Source organism: Raineya orbicola (assembly GCF_002843425.1).
GTDB lineage: Bacteria > Bacteroidota > Bacteroidia > Cytophagales > Thermonemataceae > Raineya > Raineya orbicola.
Genome location: NZ_NKXO01000021.1, coordinates 1 through 25,130, shown reverse-complemented (window position 1 = coordinate 25,130; position 25,130 = coordinate 1). Strand labels below are relative to the sequence as shown.

Genomic DNA, 25,130 nt, shown 5'->3' with positions numbered 1-25,130 from the left:
TTTATTTTATTCAAAAATTCCTATCTTGAAGGCAGATTTTCATAAACACCGTGTATGTTACGTTTCTGCCTGATAATTAGTCTTTTTGCTTACTGCAATACTTTTGCTCAAAAATATTCTACACAAAACAAAGCCGCTATTTCTTACTACGAGAAAGCTCAAAATGAACTACGCCGAACCCTTGATTACGACTTAAAACCCAAACAAAGGCAAAAAGCAGAAAATCGCTACGACGAAGCCGCTGAATATTTAGAAAAAGCTATCCGCAAAGACCCTAAATTTGTTGAAGCTCATTTAGAACTTGGTCGCATTTATGAGGCTTTTCGCTTTCAAGACCCAAAATATTTTGAAAAATACATTTATCACTACGAACAAGCTGTAAAATCTGCTCCGCAAAACCCTAAAAATATGGAGGCAACGTGGATTCTAATGAAGCATTATCTTGCCAAAGGCAATTATGATAAAACACAAAAATTTGCTGAACAACTTTTGCAATTTACAAGCATTACTGAAAGATTGAAGCAAGAAGCCGAATTTAACCTAAAAATTGTAGCCTTTGCCAAAGAACAAATGCAAAAACCTTTGGATTTCAAGCCTAAGGCTTTGCCTGTTATCATCAATCGTAAAGACTATATCCAAGAGTTTCCGAGTCTTACAGCTGACCAAGAAATGCTTATTTTTACGGCTGTTCCTAAGAATGAAATCAGAAAGCGAACAGGAGAAGATATTTTTGTAAGCTATCAGAAAAATGGCGAATGGAGCGAACCTCAATCTATTTCGCCACGCATCAATAGCCCTGCCAATGAAGGTACTTGTGCCATTTCTGCCGATGGCAAAACTTTGGTTTTTGCTTCTTGCCAAGGCAGACGAAACATCGGCTCTTGTGATTTGTACATTAGTGAAAAAATCGGCGAAGAATGGACTGAACCTGTAAATTTAGGTGTAAAAGTCAATTCTACTGAGTGGGACTCACAACCTTCGCTTTCCGCCGATGGAAAAACCTTGTATTTTGTTTCGGATAGAAATAAACGAAATCGTAACGATATTTACGTTACTTATCGCAATGCACAAGGCGAATGGTCGCAGGCGGTACCCTTGCCCGCTCCTATCAATACGCCCCGTGATGAGTTTTCACCTTTCATTCACCCCAATGGCAAAACTTTCTTTTTTGCCTCTGATGGGCACGTAGGTATGGGAGGATTAGACCTGTTTTCAAGCGAAAAACAAGTCGATGGCTCTTGGAGCGAGCCGAAAAATTTGGGCTATCCTATCAATAATTACCTTGATCAAGTTTCGTTTTTTGTAACTGCCGACGGCAAAAAAGGCTATTACGCCGATAGAAAATTTTCCCCCAACGGCACAGAAGAAAGCGGAATGATTATGGAGTTTGAAATTCCTGCTCCTGTTGCCCTAAGCACACGCACACAATACGTAAAAGGAAAGGTTTTAGACGAAAAAACACAAACCCCCCTTGAAGCTCAAATTGATTTAATCAATTTAGCTAATGGGCAAAAAGAAAGTTTCACAAGCTCCGATAAAATTGATGGTTCTTATTTGCTGGTAGTAAATGAGCGTACAGAATACGCTTTGGAAGTGCATAAAAACGGCTACATTTTCAAAAGTCTGCGTTTTGATTTTTCTAATAAAAGTATTGATGACTTTAAGCCTTTGGAATTGAATATTTTGCTTGCTCCTATTGAAAAAGGCAAAAGTTTCGTGCTGAATAACATCTTTTTTGATACAGGCAAATGGGAATTACGAGAAAAATCAAAAGCAGAGCTTGATGAACTGATACTTTTTATGCAAGAAAATCCACAGGTGAGAGGCGAAATTTCGGGGCATACTGATAATGTGGGCGATAAGAAAAACAATCAAGAGCTATCGCTCAAAAGAGCAAAGTCGGTGTATGATTATCTTTTGCAAAAAGGCATAGAACCCAACCGCCTGACTTTCAAAGGCTATGGCGATTCGCAACCCGCCGCTCCCAATGATACCGAAGAAAATCGTCAGAAAAACCGCCGAATTGAGTTTAAATTCTTGTAATTTTTTACAAATCTTGTGGCAGAAGGCACATCTGCGTTTCTATTTCTTTTTTCACGTTTTCCATCAGCCACATAGGCGTAGATGTTGCTCCACAAATACCAATACTTTCGCAGTTTTCAAACCATTCGGGTTGTAATTCTTTTTCATCTTCTACAAAATAGCTTCTTGGATTGGCTTTTTGGCAAACAGCGAATAAGGATTTGCCGTTGGAGCTTTTTTTGCCACTTACAAATACAATTACATCATTTTCTTGTGCAAATTTGGCAAGTTGTGGCTCGCGATTGGCAACTTGCCTGCAAATGCTATCATTGGCATCAAAAAGTGCCAAATTATCTGAAAATCCTTTTTCTTGAATGTTTTTTTCAATAAGGTCTTTCATTTTGTAGAAACCTTCTGTGCTTTTCGTGGTTTGGCTAAAAAAAGTAATGGGTTTGCTGTAATCCAAATTTTCTAAATCTTTTTCATCAGTAACAATGATAGCCTCCTCGTTGGTTTGTCCTGAAAGTCCAATGACTTCGGCGTGTCCTTTTTTGCCATAAATTACAATTTGTCCGTTATGTTGTTTGGCATTGTCGTAGGCATTTTTTATCCGATTTTGCAGTTTTAAGACCACAGGGCAAGAGGCATCAATGAGTTCAATATTGTTTTTCAGGGCTATTTGGTAGGTTTCGGGAGGTTCGCCGTGAGCCCGAATAAGTACCTTACAATCAGAAAGTTGCTTCAAATCCTCGCGGTTGATGATTTTTAGACCCTTTGCAGAAAGGCGAGCCACTTCTTTATCATTATGAACAATATCGCCCAAGCAATACAAAGAACTATTTTCGTTCAATTCTTCCTCCGCCATTGCAATAGCATACTCTACACCAAAGCAATAGCCTGAATTTTTATCAATGGTTATTTTCATTCAAATGATTTTGTTTTTGACACTCTTAAAAAATCTTGCAAATTACGTGTTAATTTTTCTTAAAAACAAAATTGTTTATGTGTTTTGTTCAGCAAATACTCTAAATTTGCCAAGATTTTACCAAGAAATTATGCCACAACTTTATCTTGTGCCTACGCCAATTGGCAATTTAGAGGATATTACTTTACGAGCTTTGCGAGTACTTCAAGAAGTAGATAGCATTTTGGCAGAAGATACACGCGTAGCAGGTATTTTACTCAAACATTATCAAATTTCCAAACCTTTGATGAGCTATCATAATTTCAACGAGCATCAAATTCAGGAAAAAATCATCAAACGCTTGAAAGCAGGCGAAAAAATAGCTTTGATTTCCGATGCAGGCACGCCCGCCATTTCCGACCCTGGATTTTTGCTCGTAAGAACTTGCCTGCAAAACCACATAGCCATAGAATGTTTGCCCGGTGCTACCGCTTTTGTGCCTGCTCTGGTAAAATCGGGTTTGCCTACGGATAGGTTTGTTTTTGAAGGTTTTTTGCCTCATAAAAAAGGCAGACAAACCCGCCTGCAAGAGCTTTCGGAGGAAAGACGCACTTTTATTCTTTACGAGTCGCCTTATCGTTTGCTGAAAACTCTGCAAGAACTTCAAAATTTCTGTGGTAGCGAAAGGGCTTGCTCTGTTTCCCGAGAACTTACCAAAATGTATGAAGAAACTTTTAATGGCACTCTCCAAACTGCTTATGAATACTTTTCGCAAAAAGGCGTAAAAGGCGAATTTGTGATTGTAGTAGCAGGAAAAGAATAACCCTAACTTGCTTGCGTTTGTTTCAATTTTATGATATTTTTGGGGTAATTTGAACCAATTTTTACACCATACTCAGCTAATTCTTTTGCTGAAAGTTCGTCTAAATGATTTATTTTTTTAGCAGGCACATTTTGCAGAGCAGGTAGCCAATGCTTGATAAATTCGGCTTGGCTATCGTATCTTTCTGCTTGCGAAATAATATTGAAATAGCGGTTTTCGCGGGGGTCGTTACCTACACCTGCTACATATTGCCAATTGCCCCAATTACTGCATACATCGTAATCTATGAGCAGACTTTCAAAATACATCGCTCCCCAAATCCAATGGGTTTTCAAGTCTTTTACCAGAAAACTTGCTACGTTTTGTCTGCCTCGGTTACTCATAAAGCCTGTCGCATTGAGTTCTCGCATATTCGCATCAATGAAAGGTATGCCTGTTTCGCCTTTAGCCCATTTCCAAAAAGTTTCACTATTTTTCAAAAGAGCTAACTTTTCTCCCTTAAAGCCTGAAGGGTAAAACAAACGATTACCATATTTTTTGGCGGTGAAACGGAAAAAATCTCGCCAAAGCAGTTCAAAAATAAGCCAATAGGTTGATTCGTTAGCAATGCGTTCTTTTTCATACTTTTTGACTTCTTGCCAAATTTGCCTTGGCGAAATGCAACCAAAAGCCAAATAAGGCGAAAATTTAGAAGAATAATCTTTTCCTAAAAGTTCGTTGCGTGTTTTTTTGTACGAGGCTATCAAGTCGCTTTCCCATAAGTAGTAGTTCAGACGTTTGAGAGCTTCGCTCTCTCCACCCTTGAAGGTAAAAGTGGCTTGGGGTGAAGTAGCTTTTTCCTCTAAACCCAATTCTTTGAGCGTTGGCAGGTTTCCTGCAAAAAGATTTTCAGGCAAAGGAGCTATGTTTTTGCAAGTAAAGGCTAAGGGCTTACGAATTTCTGCATATTTTTCTACGGCTTTTCTGAAATCAGTAAAAACATCAGGTAGCTTGCAAACAGGAAAAGGTAAATCGTTGATGTGAAAAAGGGTAGCTTGCCAAAAATATTCAATTTTGATGCCTTTTGAGCTAATATTTTTTTCGAGAGCTTCTTCTGTGGCAAGTTCTTCTTGTGTAATTTCTTTTGATGTAAAAATACCCTCCACTTGCAGAATTTCCGCCATTTTGGCTATTTCAGTTTCAGGCTTTCCGAAACGAATTATCAAATCACTTCCTTGTTTGCGAAGTTGCAGACGCAAATCCAATAAACTTTCTAACAAAAATTTTGCTCTGAAAGCCCCTGTTTTGGGAATATCTAACTGATTTTTGGCAAATAGGCGGCTCTCAATACAATGGGCTACCCACACTTTTTCGGCTTTCTGCATAGCCTCGTGCAAGGGTATATTATCGTGCAGGCGTAAATCATTGCGGAGCCAAACTAAAATTTTTTTCATAAAGTTACGTTATGAAGATTCGTCTTAAAAATCTTATTTGCATAACCTTTTGTTTTTGGCTTTGTTTGCATTTATGAAAAAGAAAATCGGACTTACCCTTTCAGGCGGGGGAGCAAGAGGCTTTGCTCACTTGGGTTTGCTCAAAGTACTGGAAGAACAAAAAATAGAGGTAGATGTGCTTTCAGGAACGAGTATGGGGGCATTGGTAGGAGCTTTTTGGGCAAAAGGCTATCCTGCTGAGCAGATTTTGGAAATTCTGAAAAAATTTACGCTCACTTCGCTGTTGCAACTCAACTTTCGTAAAGGTCTGCTGAACTATCAAAAAGTTCGCAAGATTTTGGAAAAATATTTTCCTGAAAATGATTTTGGTGCTTTGCAAAAGCCTTTTTGGATAGCTTGCACCGACCTTATCAGCATACAAACTATTTATTTTTCAGAAAACCAACTGCTTGAGCCACTTATAGGAAGTATTACTATTCCGCCTTTGGCTCGCCCCGTGATTTGGCAAAATTACGAACTCATTGATGGAGGTATTTTGGATAATATACCTGCTCAAATCATACGTGAGAAATGCGATACACTTATTATTTCTCACTGCAATGTTCCGCTGAAAGCCCGAAGTAAAAGTCTTGTTCAAGCCTTTGAGCAAATGTTTGTAGCGGCAGTTTCTAAATTTGCCTTGCAAGCCCAACACATAGCCGATATTTGGTTTGAGCCCCCTGCGATGAAATATTTTCGTTTTCGCGATTTTAAGAAAGCTGATGAAATTTTTGAGGTGGGCTATCAGCACGCAAAGCAAATTTTCACGGAAAAATGATATTCGCTTAATAAACACTTGAAGTTAAAAGCGAATTTTTACTTGTTTTTGGGAAAGTTAGCCAAAGAAAAAATTTTTTTTGTATTTTTTTGTGCAGTGAGTTATTTATTTTTTCATATTTGCGGAAATTTCATTTTGCAACAATCAAAAAAATATTAGTTTTGCACTGAATTTTTACTAAAACCTAAACCAAACTGTTTTATGAGTACTATCAAAAAGAAACCCAGTACATTCCAAAACATTTTTGCAGGTCTTGCGATTGTGGTGCTTTTCATTATCGCACAAATCTTTTTCCGTGTGTTTTTGGGAGATCCTGCTAATTTTGAAATGAAAGACGGACACCCTCACCCTAAAAATGTTTGGGGAACTATTTACTTGGGTGGTGAAGTAGTGCCTTTCCTTATTACTTGCTTGCTTGTAGTAGTAACTTTTTCTATTGAGCGTCTGATAACTATTTCTGCGGCATCGGGTACAGGTTCTATCACCAATTTTGTGTACAAAGTAAAAGGTTTGCTTGCTGAAAATGATATTCAGGGAGCTATGGATGCTTGCGACAAACAAAAAGGTTCTATCGGAAATGTTATCAAATCTGTATTAGAGAAATATAAAGAAATGCTTACCGATAATACCAAAGATAAAGAGCAAAAAATTGCCGCTATTACCAAAGAACAAGAAGATGCCACTGCTCTCGAGCTACCTATGCTTGAAAAAAACCTAACCGTTATTGCTACACTTGCATCAGTTTCCACGCTGATTGGTCTTTTGGGTACAGTACTTGGTATGATTAAGGCTTTCTCTTCTATGAGTGGTGGTGGTGCAGCAGCGGCGGCTCAGCTTGCGGTGGGTATTTCAGAAGCTCTTATCAATACAGCCACAGGTATTGGTGCGTCTGCCCTAGCTATTATTGCCTACAACTATTTTACAAGCAAAATTGATGAGCTAACCTACAATATTGAAGAGGTATGTTATAGTATTTTACAGAATTTTAATGCCCAAGTAAAAAACTAATCGGCATAAAATTTGCTTTATACTTCTAATGTAAAATATTATTTTGTTATATCCAAAATTAAACCATAGAGTATGGGAAAAATTAAACCGCCCCGCAAAAATCCTTCTTTGGATATGACGGCAATGTGTGATATGGCATTCTTACTTCTTACATTTTTCATTCTTACGGCTCAATTCAAGCCTGAAACGCCTTTGGAAGTAGATGCTCCCTCATCGTCATCAAACAAAGAAGAAACTCCCAAAGTTGCTAAAATTATTGTTGATACCGCGGGAAGAGTGTTTTTTGAAATCAAAGAAGCTAATAAACGTGAGGAAATTTTAAGAAACATAGCTCGCCACTATAAAATTGCCAACCAACTTACTGATGAAGATTACAAAGAGTTTGCAGGTAGGCAAAATATTGGCGTATCTATTCAAGATTTACCCAAAGTACTTAAAAACAAAGCTCTTTCCAATGATGCTTACAAGAAATTAGGGGTGAGAATAGGTATTCCAATGGATACAACCAATAACCAACTCGGCTTATGGGTTCTTTACACCAACAAAGTATATGAGAATGAAACGTTTAATCGTAGGCAAGGATTTGATGAAAAAACCAAAGCTATTATTACCAAACCCTCACCAGAAGGATTAAGCGAAGCCGAAAAGAAAATTTGGGAAGAAGAGCAAAAACAGATGCTCAAAATAGTTATTTTTGGAGACCAACGCTCACAGTTCAAGGTAATTAAGAGAGTTTTAGAAGTTCTACAGGAAAGAAAGGTAAATAAGGTGCATTTGGTAACCAACTTACGTGAAGCACCCGCAGGTGCCGCTAACCAACAACCCACACAAAAGAAAAACTAACCTAAACTTTGTGAAACTATGGCAGATATAGATACCTCGCAAGGTGGTGGTAAGGACGGCAAAAAGAAAGGGCCCAAGAAAGTTTCTACCAAAGTAGATATGACGCCAATGGTGGATTTGGCTTTTTTGCTCATTACCTTTTTTATGCTTACCACCACCTTCAATACGCCGAAAATTATGCAGGTCATTATGCCTGATAAAACCGAAAAAGACCCTGCAAAACGCGACCAAGCCAAAGGAGATTGCTCTATCATTATTCTTGGCGACAAAGATAACAAACTATATTGGTATCAGGTAATTAAAGGGCAGACTCCTCAGCTTCAAGAAATTGAGTATAGTTCTGAAAAAATTAGAGATTTTCTTACACAAAAGAAAAAAGAAATCAAAGCTAAAGGCGATTGCCCTCAGATGATTGTGGTAATTAAATTCAAAGATGATGCTCGTTTCAAAAATATGGTAGATGTGCTTGATGAAATGGCGATTGTGGGGGTTTCTCGCTATGGTATTCAGGATATTGAGCCCAATGACCTCAAGCTCATAGAAGAGTACAAAAAGCAGGCAAAACGTTAGCTCACACTATAACCCAAATTCTTAAAATTATGGACTTACAAAGTTTTTGCTATTTGCCCCACGAAGGTTTTGAGGGTAGAAACCAAGAGTATGGGGCGTATGTACTCCGAAGTAAATATTCGGGGATTGTTACGCGGGTGCTTATTTTTGTTATGATTGCCAGCATATTTGTTTTTGGCTATCCCACGATTAAGCGTCTTTTGGAGCCTAAAGAGGAAGTAGTTGCACAACAATTAGCAGAGGAAGAAATAGAGCAAGAAGTTCCTGTGGAATTGCTTCAACCCGAAGAACCCGAAGAGCAGAAAAAAGCGGAAGTAGTGATTGAAGTACCGCCCCCACCTGAAATTGATCAAGTAAAATTCACCGTTATTGAAATTAAAGAGGAAGTAAAAGAACAAAAACCGCTCGTAGAAAACGTTGAAGTAGAGCAAAAAGAGTCTGCAGTAGCATCCGAAAACAAACAGGGTGAAGCCGCTTCCAATGTAATTGAGGAAGTAAAAGTTGTAGAAGAGCCGGGTAAAGACCTCAAAGAAGCAGGAACAGGTGAAGAAGATGCCAATAAAGTCTATAATGAGTTTGAAGTAGTAAAAAATGCCGATTATCCCGGTGGTATCAATGCTTTCAGAAAAGCATTGCAAGAAAAAATCAAATATCCTTCGCAGGCTACTCGAAAGGGAACAGAAGGAACAGTTACCATTTCTTTCGTGATTGATAAAGACGGTAGAATTACTGATGCCAAAGTAGTAAAAGATATTGGCGATGGTTGCGGCGATGCGGCACTAGATGCTCTAAGACAAATGTCTACCCCTTGGTCGCCTGCTACCGATGCCAAAGGTAAAAATGTAAAAGTTCGTAGAACACTTCCCGTAAAATTTACTTTGCCTAAATAATTTTCCCAAACAATTTGCTAAAAAAGAAACATCTCGGCTTGGGGTGTTTCTTTTTTGTTTGTAGATTTGCTAAAATGCTTTTTTATGAAAAAATCTCATTTATTCTTCGGAGGAATGCTATTTTTTTGTACTTTCTGCCAAAAGAAAGTTTCCACACTGCAAACCTCCAATAAACCTCCAGAACTTATACAGCAAGAAAATAGCAAATCTGCCAAAATCAGTCAGAATCAAATAAACAACAATCAGCAAGCTCAAATACGTGTAGGAGCGGAGCAGTTAGAATTGTACTTGCCTGAAATTCAGGATAAAAAAGTGGCTTTAGTGGTTAATCATTCGGCTTTGGTAGAAAGGAAACATTTGGTAGATGTGTTATTGAGTAAAGATGTGCAGATACAGAAAGTTTTTGCTCCCGAACACGGCTTTCGCGGCGATGCAGACGCAGGTGAAACCGTACAAAATGAGAAAGATACCCAAACAGGACTGCCGATTATTTCTTTATATGGCAAGAATAAAAAGCCTACCGCCGAACAGCTGAAAGATATTGATGTTGTCATTTTTGATATTCAAGATGTAGGGGTAAGGTTTTTTACCTATATTTCTACAATGCATTACGTAATGGAAGCCTGTGCCGAAAATAACAAAGAGTTTATCGTTCTTGACCGCCCAAACCCTAACGGAGATTACGTGGCGGGTCCTGTTTTGCAAAAAGGCTTTGAAAGTTTTATAGGTATGCATCCTATACCCGTAGTACACGGGCTTACGGTAGGGGAACTGGCTCAGATGATTAACGGCGAAAAGTGGCTCAAAAATGGCTTGCAATGTAAATTAAGAGTTGTCCCGCTTCAAAATTATACACACCAAACTCGCTATGAATTGCCTGTAAAACCTTCGCCTAATTTACCTAATTATTTTGCGGTGCGGCTATATCCTTCTTTATGTTTTTTTGAAGGTACATCTTTGAGCGTAGGTAGGGGTACAGATTTTCCTTTTCAAGTAGTAGGTTATCCTGATAAAAGGGTGGGGGATTTCACTTTTACGCCTGTAAGTAAGCCGGGTATGGCAAAAAATCCTTTATACGAAAATCAACTTTGCTATGGTGTAGATTACAGAAAAGTTTATCTACAAGCTCCAAACTTTACGATTCAGCCACTCATTGATTTTTACCAAAAATTTCCTGAAAAAGATAAGTTTTTCAATGCTTTTTTTGATAAATTAGCAGGCAATAGTTTGCTCAAAGAGCAAATACGCAAGGGTATGAGCGAAGCTGAAATAGTAACTACTTGGCAAAAAGACTTACAAAACTACCTTCAAATGCGTAAAAAATACTTACTTTATGAGTAAGTTTGTAGAAAACTTTTTGAGCAAAAAATTAGTTTTTTTGAAAAAATTTGTAATTTAGCCTTCCAAATGCAACCTTTTTGAATATGCAAGCAAGAGGTATTAACACTCGTATTTTAATTGGGGCTTTCTGTGCTTTATTGTGGTCTTGTAAAACAAACTCCGATACCGAATCTGCTAGCCTGAAAGAAGCTAAAGGTGGTAAAATGTATGGAGGTATCTTGAAGGTTAATCAAACGGAGTATATTAGAAGTTTATATCCTTTGGAGATTGTTGATGTTTATTCTTACAGAGTTGCTACGCTTGTTTATGAAGGTTTGTTCAAATTTAACCCCAACGACCTTACCCCTGAGCCTGCTCTTGCTGAAAGTGTTGATATTGATGAAACAAAAACCATTTATACCATAAAACTCCGTCAGGGGGTAAAATTTCACGATGCCGATTGCTTTCCCGAAGGCAAAGGTAGAGAAGTAACTGCCGAAGATGTGAAGTATTGCTTTACACGTATTTGTACGCAAGATAAGAAAAATCAAGGTTTTACCATTTTTGAAGGTTTGCTAAAAGGAGCAGATGAGTATTACCAAGCCTCTGCCGAAGGCAAAAAACCAGCCAAGGAAATTGAGGGTATTCAGGTGGTTGATAAATATACGATACGTTTAACACTTACTCGTCCTTACACGCTTTTTACTACTAATTTAGCTCGCCCTTTTGCTTTTATTTATCCCAAAGAGGCGGTAGAAAAGTATAAAGATGAAATGCGTATCAAGGCGGTAGGTACAGGGGCTTTTATGGTTTCCAAAGTTGATGAGGGAGCTTTGATTATTTTGAAAAAAAATCCTAATTATTATCGTAAAGATGAACACGGTAACCAACTGCCTTTCTTAGACGGAGTGCGTATTTCTTTCATCAAAGAAAAGAAAACAGAACTTTTAGAGTTTGAAAAAGGGGGCTTGGATATGGTTTCTCGTTTGCCCACAGAAGAAATCATAGAGATATTATCTAAAAATAAAGATACTGCAAACAGAAAATTTGAGTTGGAGCGTGTGCCTGAAATGACTACGCAGTATATGGTATTTATGACCCAGAAAGGGCTTTTCAAAGATGTAAATTTACGTAAAGCCTTCTCTTTTGCTATCAATCGGCAAGAAATTCTTGAGGCAGTGCTTAATGGCGAAGGCGAAGCACCCGGCGAAAAAGGAGTTGTACCTCCTGCTCTGAAAAATTATGATATTGAAAAAATTCGTGGATACGAGTTTAATGTAGATTCGGCTCTTTTTTACTTGAAAAAAGCTGGTTATGCTGATGGTAGCAAATTGCCTGCAATTACTTTGCATATTTCTCCTGAAGGTGATAGACATATCAATGTTGCCCAAGCTGTGGCACGCCAACTCAAAGATAATTTGGGAGTAGAAATTACTATCCAACAGCAAACTCTTGCCCAACTAGTAGAAAGAGGATTAAAAGGAGAGTTTGAGTTTATGCGTATGGCATATTATGCTGATTACCCAAGCCCTGAAAATTTTCTGTGGCTCTTTTGGGGTAAAAAAGTTCCTAACTCTTTCGAGGAGAAGTCTTATCCTAATATGCCCCGCTTCCGAAATGTGAAATATGATGAGTATTACGAAAAAGGCTTACAAGCGAATAGTATGGAAGAGGCATATGAGTATTTCCGCCAAGCCGAACAAATTTTGATGAATGAAGCCCCTATACTTGTTTTGTGGTATGATGAAATTTACAGATTACGCAAACTTAATCTGAAAGATTGCCCTATCAATGCTATGCAGTATTGGGATTTTTCAAAAACCTACTTTTCAAAAACGAAATAATATGATACACTACTACCTGCCTAAAAGGCGAAGGTGGTAGTGTGTTTATACCTTTTTCCTTCAAAATGCAGTTATTTTATTGTCCTAATTTTCAACTTCCTCAAACAATTTTACCCGAAGAAGAGGCTATTCATTGTTTGCAGGTACTTAGAAAAAATGTTGGTGAAGTAATTAGTATTACCGATGGCAAAGGACACTTCGCTCAAGCTAAAATCCTTGCCAATAAGCCCAAAAACTGCCTTCTTGAAATCTTGGAAATTCAGAGGCAAGAAGCAAAACCTTACTATTTGCATATAGCCATTGCTCCTACCAAAAATATTGAGCGAATGGAGTGGTTTGTAGAAAAAGCTACCGAAATAGGCATTGATGAGATTAGCTTTTTGCAATGCGATCGTTCTGAAAGAAAAGAAATTCGCTTGGAACGCTTGCAAAAAGTTGCTTTGCAGGCAATCAAGCAGTCTAAACAAGCCTATTTGCCTTTGCTCAATCCTATGCAGAAATTTTCGCAATTTTTAGCAAAAGATTTTGAAGGATATTCGCAAAAATGGATTGCTTATGTGGGTAGCAATACTTTGCTTACTCAAACTTTGCGAAGCAAAGGAAAATACTTACTGCTCATTGGGGCAGAAGGGGATTTTAGCGAAAAGGAGATAAATTTGGCTAAGGAAAAAGGCTTTGAGGAGATTTCTTTAGGAAAGACCGTGCTTCGTACCGAAACTGCGGGCATAGTGGCTTGTACGATAGTAGCCTGCCAAAATTTTATTTGAACTACTCCCAAAAAAACAAAAGGCTTCAATTCAAGTGAAGCCTTTTGAGGCTAATGAGCTAAAACTACTTGAAGAAGTTAGTAATGAGTGCAAGGACAAAAATGGCTATCATTAAGCCCCAAGTAAGTTTCTCCATCAAGTCGGTAGTTTTCTGAACGCCCAACATTTGGCTGGCTCCTGCCGCTGCACCAATGCCTCCGCCACTTTTAGCACTTTGCTGTGGTAAAATCACAATAATCAGTAGCACTGAAATCAGCATCATCAAGCCAATAATAAATCCTAACATAACACAAAGATTTTAACTTTCTAAAATTTCAATTTGGGACGCAAAGTAAGCCTTTTTTTCGGGAATTTGCAACATTAATTTACGATAAATTTCAATAGCTTTGGCTACATTGCCCTCGTTGAAGTAGGCAATGGCTTTTGCTTCGCTTACTTCATCATCAGAAAGTACATCAGCAAAAGAATTATCGGTAGTTTGCGAAGATGTTTCGGGTTGGCTTGTAGAGTTTTCTATTTCAGTAGCTTGGAAATCTTCAGAAAATTTTTCTGAAGTAGAGGGTGTGGATTTTTCTGCTTTGGGAGTATTTAAAATTTCTTGCAAAAGGCTATCAGTATTAATTTGTAAATCTACATCGGTGGTTTCAGGTGTGGTGGATAAAACTTCATTAGTTACTATATCATCAAACGACATTGAAAAAATATTGATTTGACTTTGATAGTAACTTTCTTTATCAGGGTTTTGCAATTTCAAACGCTCATAAACGGCTATTGCTCCCTGAATATCGCCTTTTTCAAAAAGTGCAATAGCATACTCTTCGCTATCTGTTTCAGTAGAGCTTTCTTCAAGGTTGGTGGTGGGGGTAGATGTAAAAAAGTCAGATTTCAAAAATTCATCAATCAGAGAATTTTGTTCTTTCTGGTTTTCGGTCAGGTGCAGTTCTGTATTTGTATTATTTTCACTTTCTTTTTCTAAATTATACTCTTGCGGAATGTAAGATTCGGTAATACTGGCTAGCTCCTTATCCAATTCTTCGGGGGTAATGGTTTCCATTTTCTTATCAAAAGCATCTAATTCCTCTTGTATTTCACCAAAAGGATTGCGATAGATACTTTCAGGAGAAATAAAGCTTTCCTCCTCTGCATTGATACGAGTAGGCTTTTCCATAATAAATTTTTTTAAGATAGAGCGATTGTAAGCATACAAAGAAGCACGCCGTATTTTTTGGGGTGCAAGACTGCTGGCTTGGTCGTGCAAATTTTTGGCAAGCAAAATATGAGGAATAGCAAAATAGGGGTGTTTTTGGATTATTTCGTTCAATTCTTCCAATAAATTATCTTTCAAAAATTCAGGTTGGTGCAATAAACCCAAAAGTATTTGTTTATCCATAATTGCGTAGAAATTGAAAAATCTTTAACTTACAAAGTTACAAGTTTTTCACCAATTTGCAACAGTTTTTTGAAAAATATCAAAAATTATTTTATCAAAAATTTCTTGAATTTTCTGGGCTTCTGCTTGGGCGAGCGTAGTAGTTTGTGGAAAGTCGGCGTAATTAGTAAAATTTTGCTCAAAATTATTATCGGGATTTTTGTTGTCGGTAAAACGAATTTTTACGCCAATATTGATACGCGTTTGTGCCGCCTGCTGATTAGCTCCCGGTGCCAAAGGTACTACTTGATACTCCACAATATCACCTTCTACAACATAATCAGCCTCCGAATTGCTAATACGTAAGCGTGAGTTCTGTAAATAGTAGGTTTTAAGGTCTTCGGTGAGTTTTTGAGCCAAATAAGGCGGACCTCCACCGCTCAGATTATTGAAATTTACCACTTGTATCGTACCACTTGCCGCTGAACCCGAAAGGGTATAATACACATTTTTACAAGCCATTAAGCTAAAAAATAACAAGTAAAGCCCAATTTTTTTTCTCATAGTTTTCTCAAAAAATCTTTCAAATTTACAAAAACAAGGTTATCATTCTTTGGGTTTCATCAAAAAAAATCTTTACGCTTGCAAACTATGCTTGCTATCATTATTTTTGCGAGTTGTAAAAATCAAACAGCCTTGAAAAATTATAGCACCTATTCGGAAATTCGTCAAGATTTAGAAGCAGGTAAAATTTCTTGCTTAGATTTGGTAAATGCTCATTTGGAGCAAATAACGGCTCGTAATACCGAACTTAATGTTTTTTTGAGCGTCTATAATCAAGAAGCCCAAGAAAAAGCTAAAACCATAGATGAGAAAATTAAAGCAGGAAAAGCGGGCAAGTTAGCAGGTTTGGTGGTAGGGCTAAAAGATGTTATCAGCTATGCTAATCACCCGCTTCAAGCCTCCTCTAAAATATTGAATGGCTTTATTGCTCAATTTTCGGCAACAGTAGTAGAAAGGCTTTTAGCCGAAGATGCAATTATCATAGGCAGGCAAAACTGCGATGAGTTTGCAATGGGTTCTACTAATGAAAATTCTGCCTTTGGTATCACTCGCAACGCCGCAAATCCCAACCACGTACCCGGAGGTTCATCAGGAGCTTCGGCAGTAGCCGTACAAGCCAATATGTGCCAAGTTTCTTTGGGTTCGGATACAGGCGGTTCGGTAAGGCAACCTGCCGCTTTTTGCGGTGTATATGGCTTAAAACCTACCTATGGGCGTATTTCCCGTTATGGATTGATAGCTTATGCTTCCTCTTTTGATTGTATCGGTATTTTTGGTAAAAGCATTGATGATGTGGCTTTGGTTTTAGAAGTAATCGCAGGCGTAGATAACTACGATAGCACTGCTTCGCATACACCCGTGCCTGCTTATACGCAAAATTTGCAATTGAACGAAAAAGTAAAAGTTGCCTACCTACGCGAAAGCCTTGAAAGTGAAGCCATACAGCCCGAAATTCGTAAGGCTATGCAAGAAAAAATTACTTTTTTGCAAAAAGAAGGACATATTGTAGAAGCCATTGATTTTCCGCTTTTAGAATACATTTTGCCCACTTATTATATTCTCACCACCGCCGAAGCAAGTTCAAATCTGAGCCGTTATGACGGAGTTCGGTATGGTTTCCGTAGCGAAAAAGTAGAGGACTTGGATAGTCTTTACAAAAAAACACGTTCCGAAGGTTTTGGCAAAGATGTGCAAAGACGCATTATGCTTGGCACTTTTGTATTGAGTGCAAATTACTATGATGCCTATTATACCAAAGCTCAGAAAGTGAGAAGAATTATTAAGGAGGCTACTGATAAGATTTTTGAAAAATTTGATTTTTGGCTAATGCCTGCGGCTCCTACCACTGCTTTTCCAATTGGCAACTTTGCATCAGACCCCTTGCAGATGTTTTTGGCAGATGTTTTTACGGTGCAAGCCAATGTAGTAGGTATTCCAGGGCTTGCTGTTCCTTGTGGTGTAGATAAAAAAGGCTTACCTGTGGGTTTGCAAATTCTTGCACACCATTTTAAGGAGGAGAAATTATTAACTTTTGGCAAATATCTTGCTTTGCATTCTTGCTAAAAATATTTTGCAAGCCAAGATTTTTTTCAATATGTTTGCTAAAAAATCTTGGTGAAATATGCAAAAATGTATTTTTATTTTGCTTGCAACTTTGGCTTTTGCCCGTTTGAATGCTCAAAATATAAGCGTTGATAATGGTGCATTTCCAAATATTGGCATCAGTATCAAAAGCGAAAAGCCACTAAATCAGGTAGATGTAAAGATACTACAAGCAGGTAAAGAAATTCCATTTCAATGGAAAGAGCCTGAAAAAAATACTTCAACAGGTGCAAAATCCGTATATTTTCTGATAGAAACTTCGGGCTTTACGGCAAATGTTGTGGTAAATAACTGCAAAAAGGGTGTAAGCGATTTTATCAAAAATGCCCCCGAAGGTACTTTTTTCAATGTATCTTCCTTTTGGAAAGCTGATGCAGATAGCAAAATTCTAAATAATTTGAGTGCGGATTTTACCACTAACAAGCAAGCTATCACAGACGAAATATCACAAAAAATAAAACCTGTTTCCGACCCCCAGCAACAAGCTGATTTACACAAAGCCATTTACGATGCCATTGACTACGTCGGGAAAACTGCTACCACGTCCCAAAAACAAATTGTGGTGCTTACCGCAGGGGTAAATAAAAGCTATTCACCTATTCGTATAGATGATTGCATAGATAAGGCAAATCAGAGTGACGTACAAGTATTTTCTTTGGTCTATAAAACAGGCTTTACTTATGCTTTGGACAACCTGAAAAAACTTGCTGATAAAACATCTGCCAAAAGCAACTTGGTAAGCAGTGCTTCGGAAATTACAGAAAATTTGCAAGAGTTTTTCAAAACAGAAAACTCTACTTCTGCGGGGGAGCAGGTTTATCAAATTTCCTTCACGCTACCCAATCCTGATGATTTGAACGCTTTGGAAATTAGCATTGCGGGACAAAAACAGCCCCTTAACATCACCAAACCTACCCAGGAGCAAAAAGGCGAGAAAGTTCAAAATGAAAGCAAACCCAATAATAATTTACTTTACATTGGTATTGCCGTAGCGATTTTGGGAATTGGGGGGTACTTTCTTTATGACAAACAGCAAAAAGCCAAAAAAGAGCAAGAAGAAAAAGAACGTGCCGCCAAAGCAGAAATGGAACGCCAACAACAACTTTTTCAGCAGGAACAACAACGCCTTCAACAGCAACAACAGCAGTTTTTTGCTCAATCTACTACTACGCTCAAAGAACCTGAAAAATTTGACCCCAAGAAAACAATGATTGGCGGCGGAGGCGGAACACCTAAACTCAATGTAGTTGGCGAAAATTTCAGGCAAACCTTTATGCTTCATAAACCTACAATGACTATAGGCAGAAAAGAAGGTAACGATATTGTGATACCTATTCAGACCGTTTCGGGTAGCCACGCTATTCTGACCAATGAGGGCGGAAATTGGTTTATTGCCGATAACAATAGCACTAACGGCGTTATTCTCAACGGCAATCGTGTGCAGAAGCATATACTTAAAAATGGTGATGAAATACAACTTGGTGGGGCTTTGATGATATTTCAAGTCTGAAATTCTAAAAAAGCAAAGGGCAGAAGTCAAGATAGACTTCTGCTTTTTACTATTTTGGCACTCTATTTAGCCAAATTTATTCCGAACTTTGCTTGCAAATCTGATATAACCAGTATGCTTTCTACTTTCAAGTTTCGCTTAAATCCCTTTCTTTTGGCAAACCTTTTTACTTGGGCGGCACTGATTACGCTCAATACCACCTTTTACCTGTTTTTAAGCATTCGCAGCAAAACTTGGGTAGGAGAAATAGATGCTTATTTCAAAGGGGTATTGGAAAATATTGTGCTACTTGTCATTTTTTTCTTTTATCGCTACCGCATTGATAAATTTAGGGAAAAAGAAACTTCTGAACTGATTGGCAAGGTGTTTTATGTAGGTTTTGTAAGTGTAGCTTTGTCTTTGTTGTGGTTTATTGTAATTACATTTCTTAGGAGTAATTTTTGGGGGGATAATAGCACCTTATTGAATAGCTTTTATTTGTGGAGTATGCTACTGGCAGTCAATTTTCTGACGTATAGCTTTTTTATTTTTCGCATACTTATTTTCCGACAATCGCCTAAATATGTAGTTTGGGTTTGGAATACATTTATTTACATCTTTTTTGCCAGTCTGATTTTTAATTTTTTTGATTTCCCTTTTCAAAGTTTGCCTTACTTAGCTACTTTGGGAATTTTAGTGGCTATTTCTTTGCTATTTTGTGTAAATATGCACTGGGTTGCATATTTGAGCACCCCTGCCAAATTGCGTAACATTGGCATTTTAGTCTTGATTAGCCTTTTTGGGGCTTATTTTGCTTATCTCATTTTTTATTATTACAACAAAGGCATAATGTTGTATGACATAGGTTTTTCGGTATATGTGGTAGGTTTGCTCGCCTTTGTGCTCATTTACGCCACTGTGGCAATATTAGTGCTATTATTCAATATCCCTACAACTTCGGTGTATAAGAAAAAAATTGAAGAAATTCTTGCTTTTCAACAGCTTACGCAATCTTTGCAAGTAGGAAGTTCGGAACAGGATATTTACCAAGCTCTTTTACAGAATGCTTTACAGGTAACCCAAGCTGATGCGGGTTTTTTAGAAATAAAGGCAGATAATCAAATTATTGCATCAGCAATAGAATATAGCGATGCTCGCTTGGTTCGTAATGCTCTCAAAGATAAAATTTCTGATTATGAGCAAATTGATAACTTAATGCTTTTAGAGGAAGCTATGCAGGGCTATGGTTCGGTAATGATAAAAACGCTTTACAACAAAAAGAAAGAGGTTTTGGGTAAAATTATTCTCTTAAAAGTACAAGAAGAGGGCTTTAATAGCGAACATCAAGACTTGCTGGATACCTTTGGGAAACAGGCAAGTATTAGTATTGAAAATTATCAACTTTTAGGGCAAGTCATTGAAAAAGAAAAATTACAGCAGGAACTTGACATTGCCGAAAAAGTACAAAAAAGTCTGCTCCCTAAAAATTTACAATTTCACGAAAGCATTGAAATATTCGGTTTTTCGGAATCAGCCAAATCAGTAGGAGGAGATTATTACGATATTTTCAAAGTTTCGCCAAACAGAGCCTATATTGTGATTGGTGATGTTTCGGGCAAAGGCACCAGTGCCGCCTTTAATATGGCACAAATGAAAGGCATTTTTCAGAGTTTGGCACAGTTAGATATGTCCCCTGAATATTTCTTACTCTATGCCAACCAAGCGGTTTCTCAATGTTTTGAAAAAACATCTTTTATTACCATTACTTTGCTTTTGGTAGATACCGAAAAGAAAACGCTTACAATGGCGAGAGCAGGGCATTGTCCTACGCTTTATTACAATGCACAAACCCAAACCGCCGATTATATCCAAGATAAGGGATTGGGATTGGGTATTATGCGTAACAAAGCCTATACCAAATTTATTGCAACTACGCAAATGTCTTATCATACAGGTGATATTATCTTTCTTTACACAGACGGCATTAGCGAAGCTAAAAATCCACAAGAGGAGGAGTATGGTTATGAGCGTTTGAAAGATTTTTTCGCCCAAAATATTCACCTGCCCATAGATGTATTGCAAACCCGTCTTATTGAAAGCGTAAGAGAATTTTCACAAGGCTTGCCCCCTTACGATGACTATACTTGCGTGATTATGCGTTTTGTGTAAAAACGAAAAACCTCTTAAACCTTATGTTTAAGAGGTTTTGTAGCGAGGAGGGGAATTGAACCCCTGACCTTCGGGTTATGAATCCGACGCTCTAACCACCTGAGCTACCTCGCCAAGAGATTGTGATTCCGACAGGAATCGAACCTGTAACCTACTGCTTAGAAGGCAGTTGCTCTATCCAGTTGAGCTACGGAACCATCAAGCTACTCTGAGTAGCTTTTTAAGTGGGTGCAAAGGTAAATGTTTTATCGCAAAATAGCAAATTATTTGCCAACTTTTTCAATCAAATCAGCTATTCGGTGCGAATAACCCGCTTCGTTATCGTACCAGCCCACGACTTTTACTAAATTACCCATTACGGCAGTCATTTGGGCATCAAAAATACAAGAGTGGGTATCGCCTACAATATCAATAGAAACAATGGGTTCATCGGTATAAGCCAAAATGCCTTTTAGGCTTGTTTCGGCGGCTTGCTTCATAGCTTGATTGATTTCGGCAATCGTAGCAGGCTTTTTGAGTACAGCTACTAGGTCAGTCAGCGAACCATCAGGAATAGGCACACGCATAGCAACGCCATCAAGTTTGCCTTTCAAATGAGGCAATACCAAACCAACCGCTTTGGCGGCACCTGTGGAAGTAGGTACAATAGAATAAGCGGCAGCACGAGCTCTGCGTAAATCTTTGTGAGGAGCATCTTGTAAGTTCTGGTCAGCGGTGTAGGCGTGAATGGTAGTAATATAGCCCGACTCAATACCAAACACGTCATCAAGCACCTTTGCCATAGGGGCAAGGCAGTTAGTAGTGCAAGAGGCATTAGAAATAATAGTTTCCTTGCCTGTCAGGATATGGTCATTTACGCCCAAAACTACCGTAGGAATATTGCCTGTGGCAGGAGCAGAAATAATTACTTTTTTAGCACCTGCTGTGAGGTGTCCGCCTGCACCTGCTTCATCGGTAAATCTGCCTGTGGATTCTAAAACGACTTCTACACCTAAACTTGCCCAGGGCAAATTTTTAGGGTCTTTTTCGGCATAAACGCGAATTTTTTGTCCATTGATAATCAAGTTTTCAGCATCATAGCCTACTTCGCCTGCGAATTTTCCGTGTACCGAGTCGTATTTGAGTAAATGAGCCAAGGTTTTAGTATCGGTCAGGTCGTTGATAGCAACTACTTCCAAATTTGCTTTTTTGAGCATTGCCCTGAACGAAAGCCTGCCAATACGTCCAAAGCCATTGATAGCAACTTTTATTTTTGACATTTTCGTAATAGCTTAAAATGTGGAACATCTGAAAAATTGCCCGCAATATTACTAAAAAATTGATTTGCAAAAAACCTATTTTGCAAAAAAACTAATGCATCAGCAAAAACAAAAAGTGATAACACCGCTTAAAGTGATGTTATCACCTGCTTTTTATTACAAAGATTACATCAGTGATAGCTTCTTTATTTGTTTATTCGTCTATCAATATCGCCTTTTTCTATATTGCTATCTTGTTTGCGAACCACTTTGCTACCCAATACGTATCGTACTCGCAGGCGTACCATTCGGTCATCGCCGTAAGTATTTAGTAAGAAAATACGTGAGTTCATTAGACCAACGCCTCGCATAACCATTCTACGAGTTAAGTCATCGGTTTCCAATGAAATTGTCCAATCTTTGATAGTATAAGTTAAATTAGCATACAAGTTATAGATAGGTTTAATGAACATATTAGCATCGTAACCACTTGTAGAAGCATAAATGCCAAAATTCAAATTGAGTGTAGATTTTTGATTTTGCAAGAGCAATAAAGTGTTATCAAGGTTTGCACTTCCAAAGAAAAAGTTTGTGCGGTAAAAAATATCAGCAAATTGAGCGTAAGGTAGATATTCTACCCAAGTTCCTGAAAGCCCTAAATTCATCTGCCAACGTTGCTTCCAAAAGACTTCCCCGTAATTTAACGCCCCTGTGTATAGATTTTCATCAGCTACGTTTAAGCGAGTTACGATATTGTTAGTACCATCTTGAAGATTGATTTGCGACTCTCTACGCGTCTGATGACGCCACTGTGCTGCCAAAGTAAGTTTTTGATTGAAAGTATATGTCAAAGTGTTTTCTACAATATAACTTGGTTGCAAAAAGGGATTATTTTCTACGTAAAAATTTGGTGAAATGTAGAAACGATAGGGATTAAGTTGCCAAAAGTCAGGGCGAACAACATAACCTCTACTGGCAAAATTCCAAATATGTCTTTCACTTTTAAGATACATAAGGCTTACATCGGGCAAAGGATTGATGTAAGTATTTGTAAATTTTGGTTCATCATCAATTTTGCCTCGGTTGAACGTATTTTCTAACTTAATGCCAATTTTGCTCTGCCATTGAGGCGACCACTGCTTGCTCCAACTCACAAAAGGCGTGATATACTGCTCATCATAATTGTAACGAAAAGTATTATTTGGGTCAGTTACATAAGTACCTCCTACAAGATTTTGCCATTTGGTATCGGTCTGATTGAGTGTATATGCTCCGTAAAACCCAAAAGCTAATTGGCTGTTTTTGAGCATAGTAGTATAATCGGTACGTAAATACGCTGATTGAATGCCTTGTTTTACGTTTTGCGTGCGATTGTCGTAGGAAATATCACTTGTATAGATAAGTGTGGCAAAATCTTCACTAAGAAAGTTGCTCAGGACCAAATTTGTAGATAAAAATCCTTTGGAATATCCTTTTTTGTAAAAAACACCTAAATTTTGGAGCGAACTCTGACCTTCTTTTATATTTTCTTGTACCCCTTGTGAGATAGTTTGCCAAGCCGAGCCTGTCCAAGTCTGATAAAATACATCACTTCTTTCTATAACAGGCTCTACACGTGTAGAGGAAATATTTGCCGATGCCTGAATTTCTATTTCTTGGTTTTTAGGTAACTGACGAGAAGCAATATAATTTCCATTAGCCGAAAGTTTGCCTCTAAAATCCATATTTTGGTAGTTCAGCATAGCAGATGATTTGTCGTTTTCATAGAATTCCGTATTTGTAATGTTTCGGTAAGCACTGCGTTTAGCAGAAACATTCAAATTCGTATTCCATTTGCTTTGTTTTACCCAAGTAAAATTAGCCGCCTGTGAGTTGAAGGTATTTTGGCGGGAAGAGGCTTCTAAATAGATTTTTGAAAACAAACTGCCTCTTTTCAAAAAAATCTTAACTACTGCTACATTCCCTTGCTCATCGTATTCGGCACCGGGGTTAGTAATAACTTCTATACTTTCAATTTCTTCGGCAGGCAAACTCTCTAATAGTTGTTGAATTTGCTCATTACTTAAAAAAGAACGTTTTCCGTTAAAATAATACACCGTTCTATTTTTCATTACCACTTCGGGTAAGCCGTTTTTACTTCGTATCATCATTGGCAAGCGACGAAGAGCATCTTGCATAGTTAGCCCTTTGAGCATTGCAGGGTTAGCCCAACGCAACACTACTCCATCTACTTTTCGCTGAATTTGAGGGCGTTGCCCTACTACTACTACTTCCTCTATTTTAGCGGGGGCAAGTTGTACTTGTATTTCTTGGTCTTCGCTTATTTCCAAAGTTTTCTCAAATTTCTCGTAACTAATGTAATCTACTAAAAGATGATATTTTCCAGCTTTGGGTAATTGAAAGCTAAACCTGCCTAAACTATCTGATAGTGTTGTAAGTTGTACAGAGGCAGAATCAGTCAGCAAAATGGAAACAAAAGGCAGAGGCTCTTTTTCATCTTGAATTTTACCTTTCAGTTTGAGTTGCCCAAAGGTTAGATTAAAAAATAAACAAGTGGTTAATGTAAAAATTACTTTTTTCATAAATTTTTGAAGTTTTAAGTTCTACGTTTTGTGTAAAAGATGTAAAAAATATTCCAAAGGTTGCACGGGAAAATTTTTTAAACTCCTAATTCTAACTGATTGCTCACAAGGAAATAATAAAGTCCCTTTTGCTCAACGAGTGTTTCGTGAGAACCAGCCTCTGCAATTCTACCCTTATCAAGTACAATGATTTTATCAGCATTGCGAACTGTACTTAATCGGTGAGCAATGATAAAAGCAGTTTTATTTTGCAAGTATTCAGAGAGATTTTCTATGATAGCTCTTTCCGTAGCAGCGTCTAAAGCTGATGTAGCTTCATCAAAAAACAAAATTTCAGGATTATGATATAAGGCTCTTGCAATCAGTACTCTTTGTTGTTGTCCTCCACTCAAATTCATACCTACATTACCTATTTTGGTTTGGTATTTCATAGGCATTCTCATAATATCTTCGTGCAAACAGACCATTCGGCATACATCTTCTATTCTTTGCCAATCAAGATGCGTTGTTCTGAAAGCAATATTTTCGGCAACAGTGCCACTAAAAAGGCTTCCATCTTGTAATACCACTCCACACATAGCTCGCCAAGCCTCTATATCGTAACTTTTAAGGGGTTTGCCGTTTAGTAAAATCTCGCCTGTCGTAGGTTCATAATAACCTAAAAGCAGTCGCATTAAGGTTGTTTTACCGCTTCCACTGGCTCCAACAATAGCTATTTTCTCCCCTTTTTTGAACGAAAAGTTAATATTTTACGTGAGTTAAGCGGCAATATCTTGAAAAAGTTCAAAATTTGTAAGTAGATTTTTTTCTTGAAAATCTCTAATAGTGGGCTTTTTATCTAGGAATTTGTAGGCAATAATTCCAGACCACAAATTG

Annotated in this window: 21 protein-coding genes and 2 tRNA genes; 13 read left to right on the top strand and 10 right to left on the bottom strand. The window is 37.8% G+C overall.

Features of this window, described 5'->3' with window-relative positions; genetic code table 11:
• Window positions 1-54 precede the first annotated feature (54 nt).
• Window positions 55-2,043, top strand: a complete 1,989-nt coding sequence (locus tag Rain11_RS07540) for an OmpA family protein (protein ID WP_101358741.1) — start codon at window positions 55-57, stop codon at window positions 2,041-2,043.
• Window positions 2,044-2,047: 4 nt separating this feature from the next.
• Here Rain11_RS07540 and Rain11_RS07535 read toward each other — a convergent pair whose 3' ends face one another.
• On the bottom strand, window positions 2,048-2,947 hold the full coding sequence (locus Rain11_RS07535) for a 4-hydroxy-3-methylbut-2-enyl diphosphate reductase (RefSeq protein WP_101358740.1): 900 nt from the start codon (window positions 2,945-2,947) through the stop codon (window positions 2,048-2,050).
• Window positions 2,948-3,077: 130 nt separating this feature from the next.
• On the opposite strand from Rain11_RS07535, the gene rsmI reads away from it, so the two are divergent.
• Window positions 3,078-3,749, top strand: a complete 672-nt coding sequence (rsmI, locus tag Rain11_RS07530) for a 16S rRNA (cytidine(1402)-2'-O)-methyltransferase (RefSeq protein WP_101358780.1) — start codon at window positions 3,078-3,080, stop codon at window positions 3,747-3,749.
• 2 nt (window positions 3,750-3,751) lie between these two features.
• On the opposite strand, the gene Rain11_RS07525 is transcribed toward rsmI, so the two are convergent.
• On the bottom strand, window positions 3,752-5,182 hold the full coding sequence (locus Rain11_RS07525) for a DASH family cryptochrome (RefSeq protein WP_101358739.1): 1,431 nt from the start codon (window positions 5,180-5,182) through the stop codon (window positions 3,752-3,754).
• A gap of 55 nt (window positions 5,183-5,237) precedes the next feature.
• Between Rain11_RS07525 and Rain11_RS07520 the strand changes: the two genes are divergently transcribed.
• From Rain11_RS07520 to Rain11_RS07485, 8 genes are all read left to right on the top strand, one after another.
• The gene (locus Rain11_RS07520; RefSeq protein WP_133121535.1) at window positions 5,238-5,999 is read left to right on the top strand and encodes a patatin-like phospholipase family protein; all 762 of its coding nucleotides are present in this window, start codon (window positions 5,238-5,240) and stop codon (window positions 5,997-5,999) included.
• 201 nt (window positions 6,000-6,200) lie between these two features.
• Window positions 6,201-7,007, top strand: coding sequence for a MotA/TolQ/ExbB proton channel family protein (locus tag Rain11_RS07515; protein ID WP_101358737.1), 807 nt, complete (start codon window positions 6,201-6,203; stop codon window positions 7,005-7,007).
• A 72-nt stretch (window positions 7,008-7,079) separates the two neighbouring features.
• The gene (locus Rain11_RS07510; RefSeq protein WP_101358736.1) at window positions 7,080-7,850 is read left to right on the top strand and encodes an ExbD/TolR family protein; all 771 of its coding nucleotides are present in this window, start codon (window positions 7,080-7,082) and stop codon (window positions 7,848-7,850) included.
• An 18-nt stretch (window positions 7,851-7,868) separates the two neighbouring features.
• Window positions 7,869-8,420, top strand: a complete 552-nt coding sequence (locus Rain11_RS07505) for an ExbD/TolR family protein (protein ID WP_101358735.1) — start codon at window positions 7,869-7,871, stop codon at window positions 8,418-8,420.
• A gap of 29 nt (window positions 8,421-8,449) precedes the next feature.
• Window positions 8,450-9,310, top strand: a complete 861-nt coding sequence (locus Rain11_RS07500; RefSeq protein WP_101358734.1) for an energy transducer TonB — start codon at window positions 8,450-8,452, stop codon at window positions 9,308-9,310.
• 84 nt (window positions 9,311-9,394) lie between these two features.
• The gene (locus tag Rain11_RS07495) at window positions 9,395-10,651 is read left to right on the top strand and encodes an exo-beta-N-acetylmuramidase NamZ family protein (protein ID WP_243390561.1); all 1,257 of its coding nucleotides are present in this window, start codon (window positions 9,395-9,397) and stop codon (window positions 10,649-10,651) included.
• 83 nt (window positions 10,652-10,734) lie between these two features.
• Complete coding sequence (locus tag Rain11_RS07490) at window positions 10,735-12,474, top strand: ABC transporter substrate-binding protein (RefSeq protein WP_101358779.1); 1,740 nt, start codon at window positions 10,735-10,737, stop codon at window positions 12,472-12,474.
• A 65-nt stretch (window positions 12,475-12,539) separates the two neighbouring features.
• Window positions 12,540-13,241, top strand: coding sequence for a 16S rRNA (uracil(1498)-N(3))-methyltransferase (locus Rain11_RS07485; protein WP_101358778.1), 702 nt, complete (start codon window positions 12,540-12,542; stop codon window positions 13,239-13,241).
• A 64-nt stretch (window positions 13,242-13,305) separates the two neighbouring features.
• On the opposite strand, the gene secG is transcribed toward Rain11_RS07485, so the two are convergent.
• From secG to lptE, 3 genes are read right to left on the bottom strand one after another with little or no spacing between them, the layout of a single operon-like run.
• Window positions 13,306-13,527 carry a preprotein translocase subunit SecG gene (gene secG, locus Rain11_RS07480; RefSeq protein ID WP_101358732.1) on the bottom strand — a complete coding sequence of 74 codons (222 nt, stop codon included), beginning with the start codon at window positions 13,525-13,527 and terminating at the stop codon, window positions 13,306-13,308.
• Window positions 13,528-13,539: 12 nt separating this feature from the next.
• Window positions 13,540-14,631 carry a tetratricopeptide repeat protein gene (locus Rain11_RS07475; RefSeq protein ID WP_101358731.1) on the bottom strand — a complete coding sequence of 364 codons (1,092 nt, stop codon included), beginning with the start codon at window positions 14,629-14,631 and terminating at the stop codon, window positions 13,540-13,542.
• A 48-nt stretch (window positions 14,632-14,679) separates the two neighbouring features.
• Window positions 14,680-15,174 carry an LPS assembly lipoprotein LptE gene (gene lptE, locus Rain11_RS07470; RefSeq protein ID WP_101358730.1) on the bottom strand — a complete coding sequence of 165 codons (495 nt, stop codon included), beginning with the start codon at window positions 15,172-15,174 and terminating at the stop codon, window positions 14,680-14,682.
• Between the two features lie 87 nt (window positions 15,175-15,261).
• On the opposite strand from lptE, the gene gatA reads away from it, so the two are divergent.
• The 3 genes from gatA (at window position 15,262) to Rain11_RS07455 (ending at window position 20,434) form a co-directional block, all read left to right on the top strand.
• On the top strand, window positions 15,262-16,737 hold the full coding sequence (gatA, locus tag Rain11_RS07465) for an Asp-tRNA(Asn)/Glu-tRNA(Gln) amidotransferase subunit GatA (protein WP_243390560.1): 1,476 nt from the start codon (window positions 15,262-15,264) through the stop codon (window positions 16,735-16,737).
• Between the two features lie 58 nt (window positions 16,738-16,795).
• Complete coding sequence (locus Rain11_RS07460) at window positions 16,796-18,286, top strand: FHA domain-containing protein (RefSeq protein WP_101358729.1); 1,491 nt, start codon at window positions 16,796-16,798, stop codon at window positions 18,284-18,286.
• 114 nt (window positions 18,287-18,400) lie between these two features.
• Window positions 18,401-20,434, top strand: a complete 2,034-nt coding sequence (locus Rain11_RS07455; RefSeq protein ID WP_101358728.1) for a GAF domain-containing SpoIIE family protein phosphatase — start codon at window positions 18,401-18,403, stop codon at window positions 20,432-20,434.
• Window positions 20,435-20,474: 40 nt separating this feature from the next.
• On the opposite strand, the gene Rain11_RS07450 is transcribed toward Rain11_RS07455, so the two are convergent.
• From Rain11_RS07450 to Rain11_RS07430, 5 genes are all read right to left on the bottom strand, one after another.
• Window positions 20,475-20,548 (bottom strand) — tRNA-Met (locus Rain11_RS07450).
• Between the two features lie 9 nt (window positions 20,549-20,557).
• Window positions 20,558-20,631, bottom strand: a tRNA-Arg gene (locus Rain11_RS07445).
• Between the two features lie 66 nt (window positions 20,632-20,697).
• Window positions 20,698-21,693 carry a type I glyceraldehyde-3-phosphate dehydrogenase gene (gene gap, locus Rain11_RS07440; protein ID WP_101358727.1) on the bottom strand — a complete coding sequence of 332 codons (996 nt, stop codon included), beginning with the start codon at window positions 21,691-21,693 and terminating at the stop codon, window positions 20,698-20,700.
• A gap of 185 nt (window positions 21,694-21,878) precedes the next feature.
• Window positions 21,879-24,254, bottom strand: a complete 2,376-nt coding sequence (locus Rain11_RS07435; protein WP_101358726.1) for an outer membrane beta-barrel protein — start codon at window positions 24,252-24,254, stop codon at window positions 21,879-21,881.
• Window positions 24,255-24,331: 77 nt separating this feature from the next.
• Entirely contained in the window at window positions 24,332-25,000 is a 669-nt protein-coding gene (locus tag Rain11_RS07430; protein ID WP_262502168.1) for a peptidase domain-containing ABC transporter, read from the bottom strand.
• Between the last annotated feature and the right edge of the window lie 130 nt (window positions 25,001-25,130).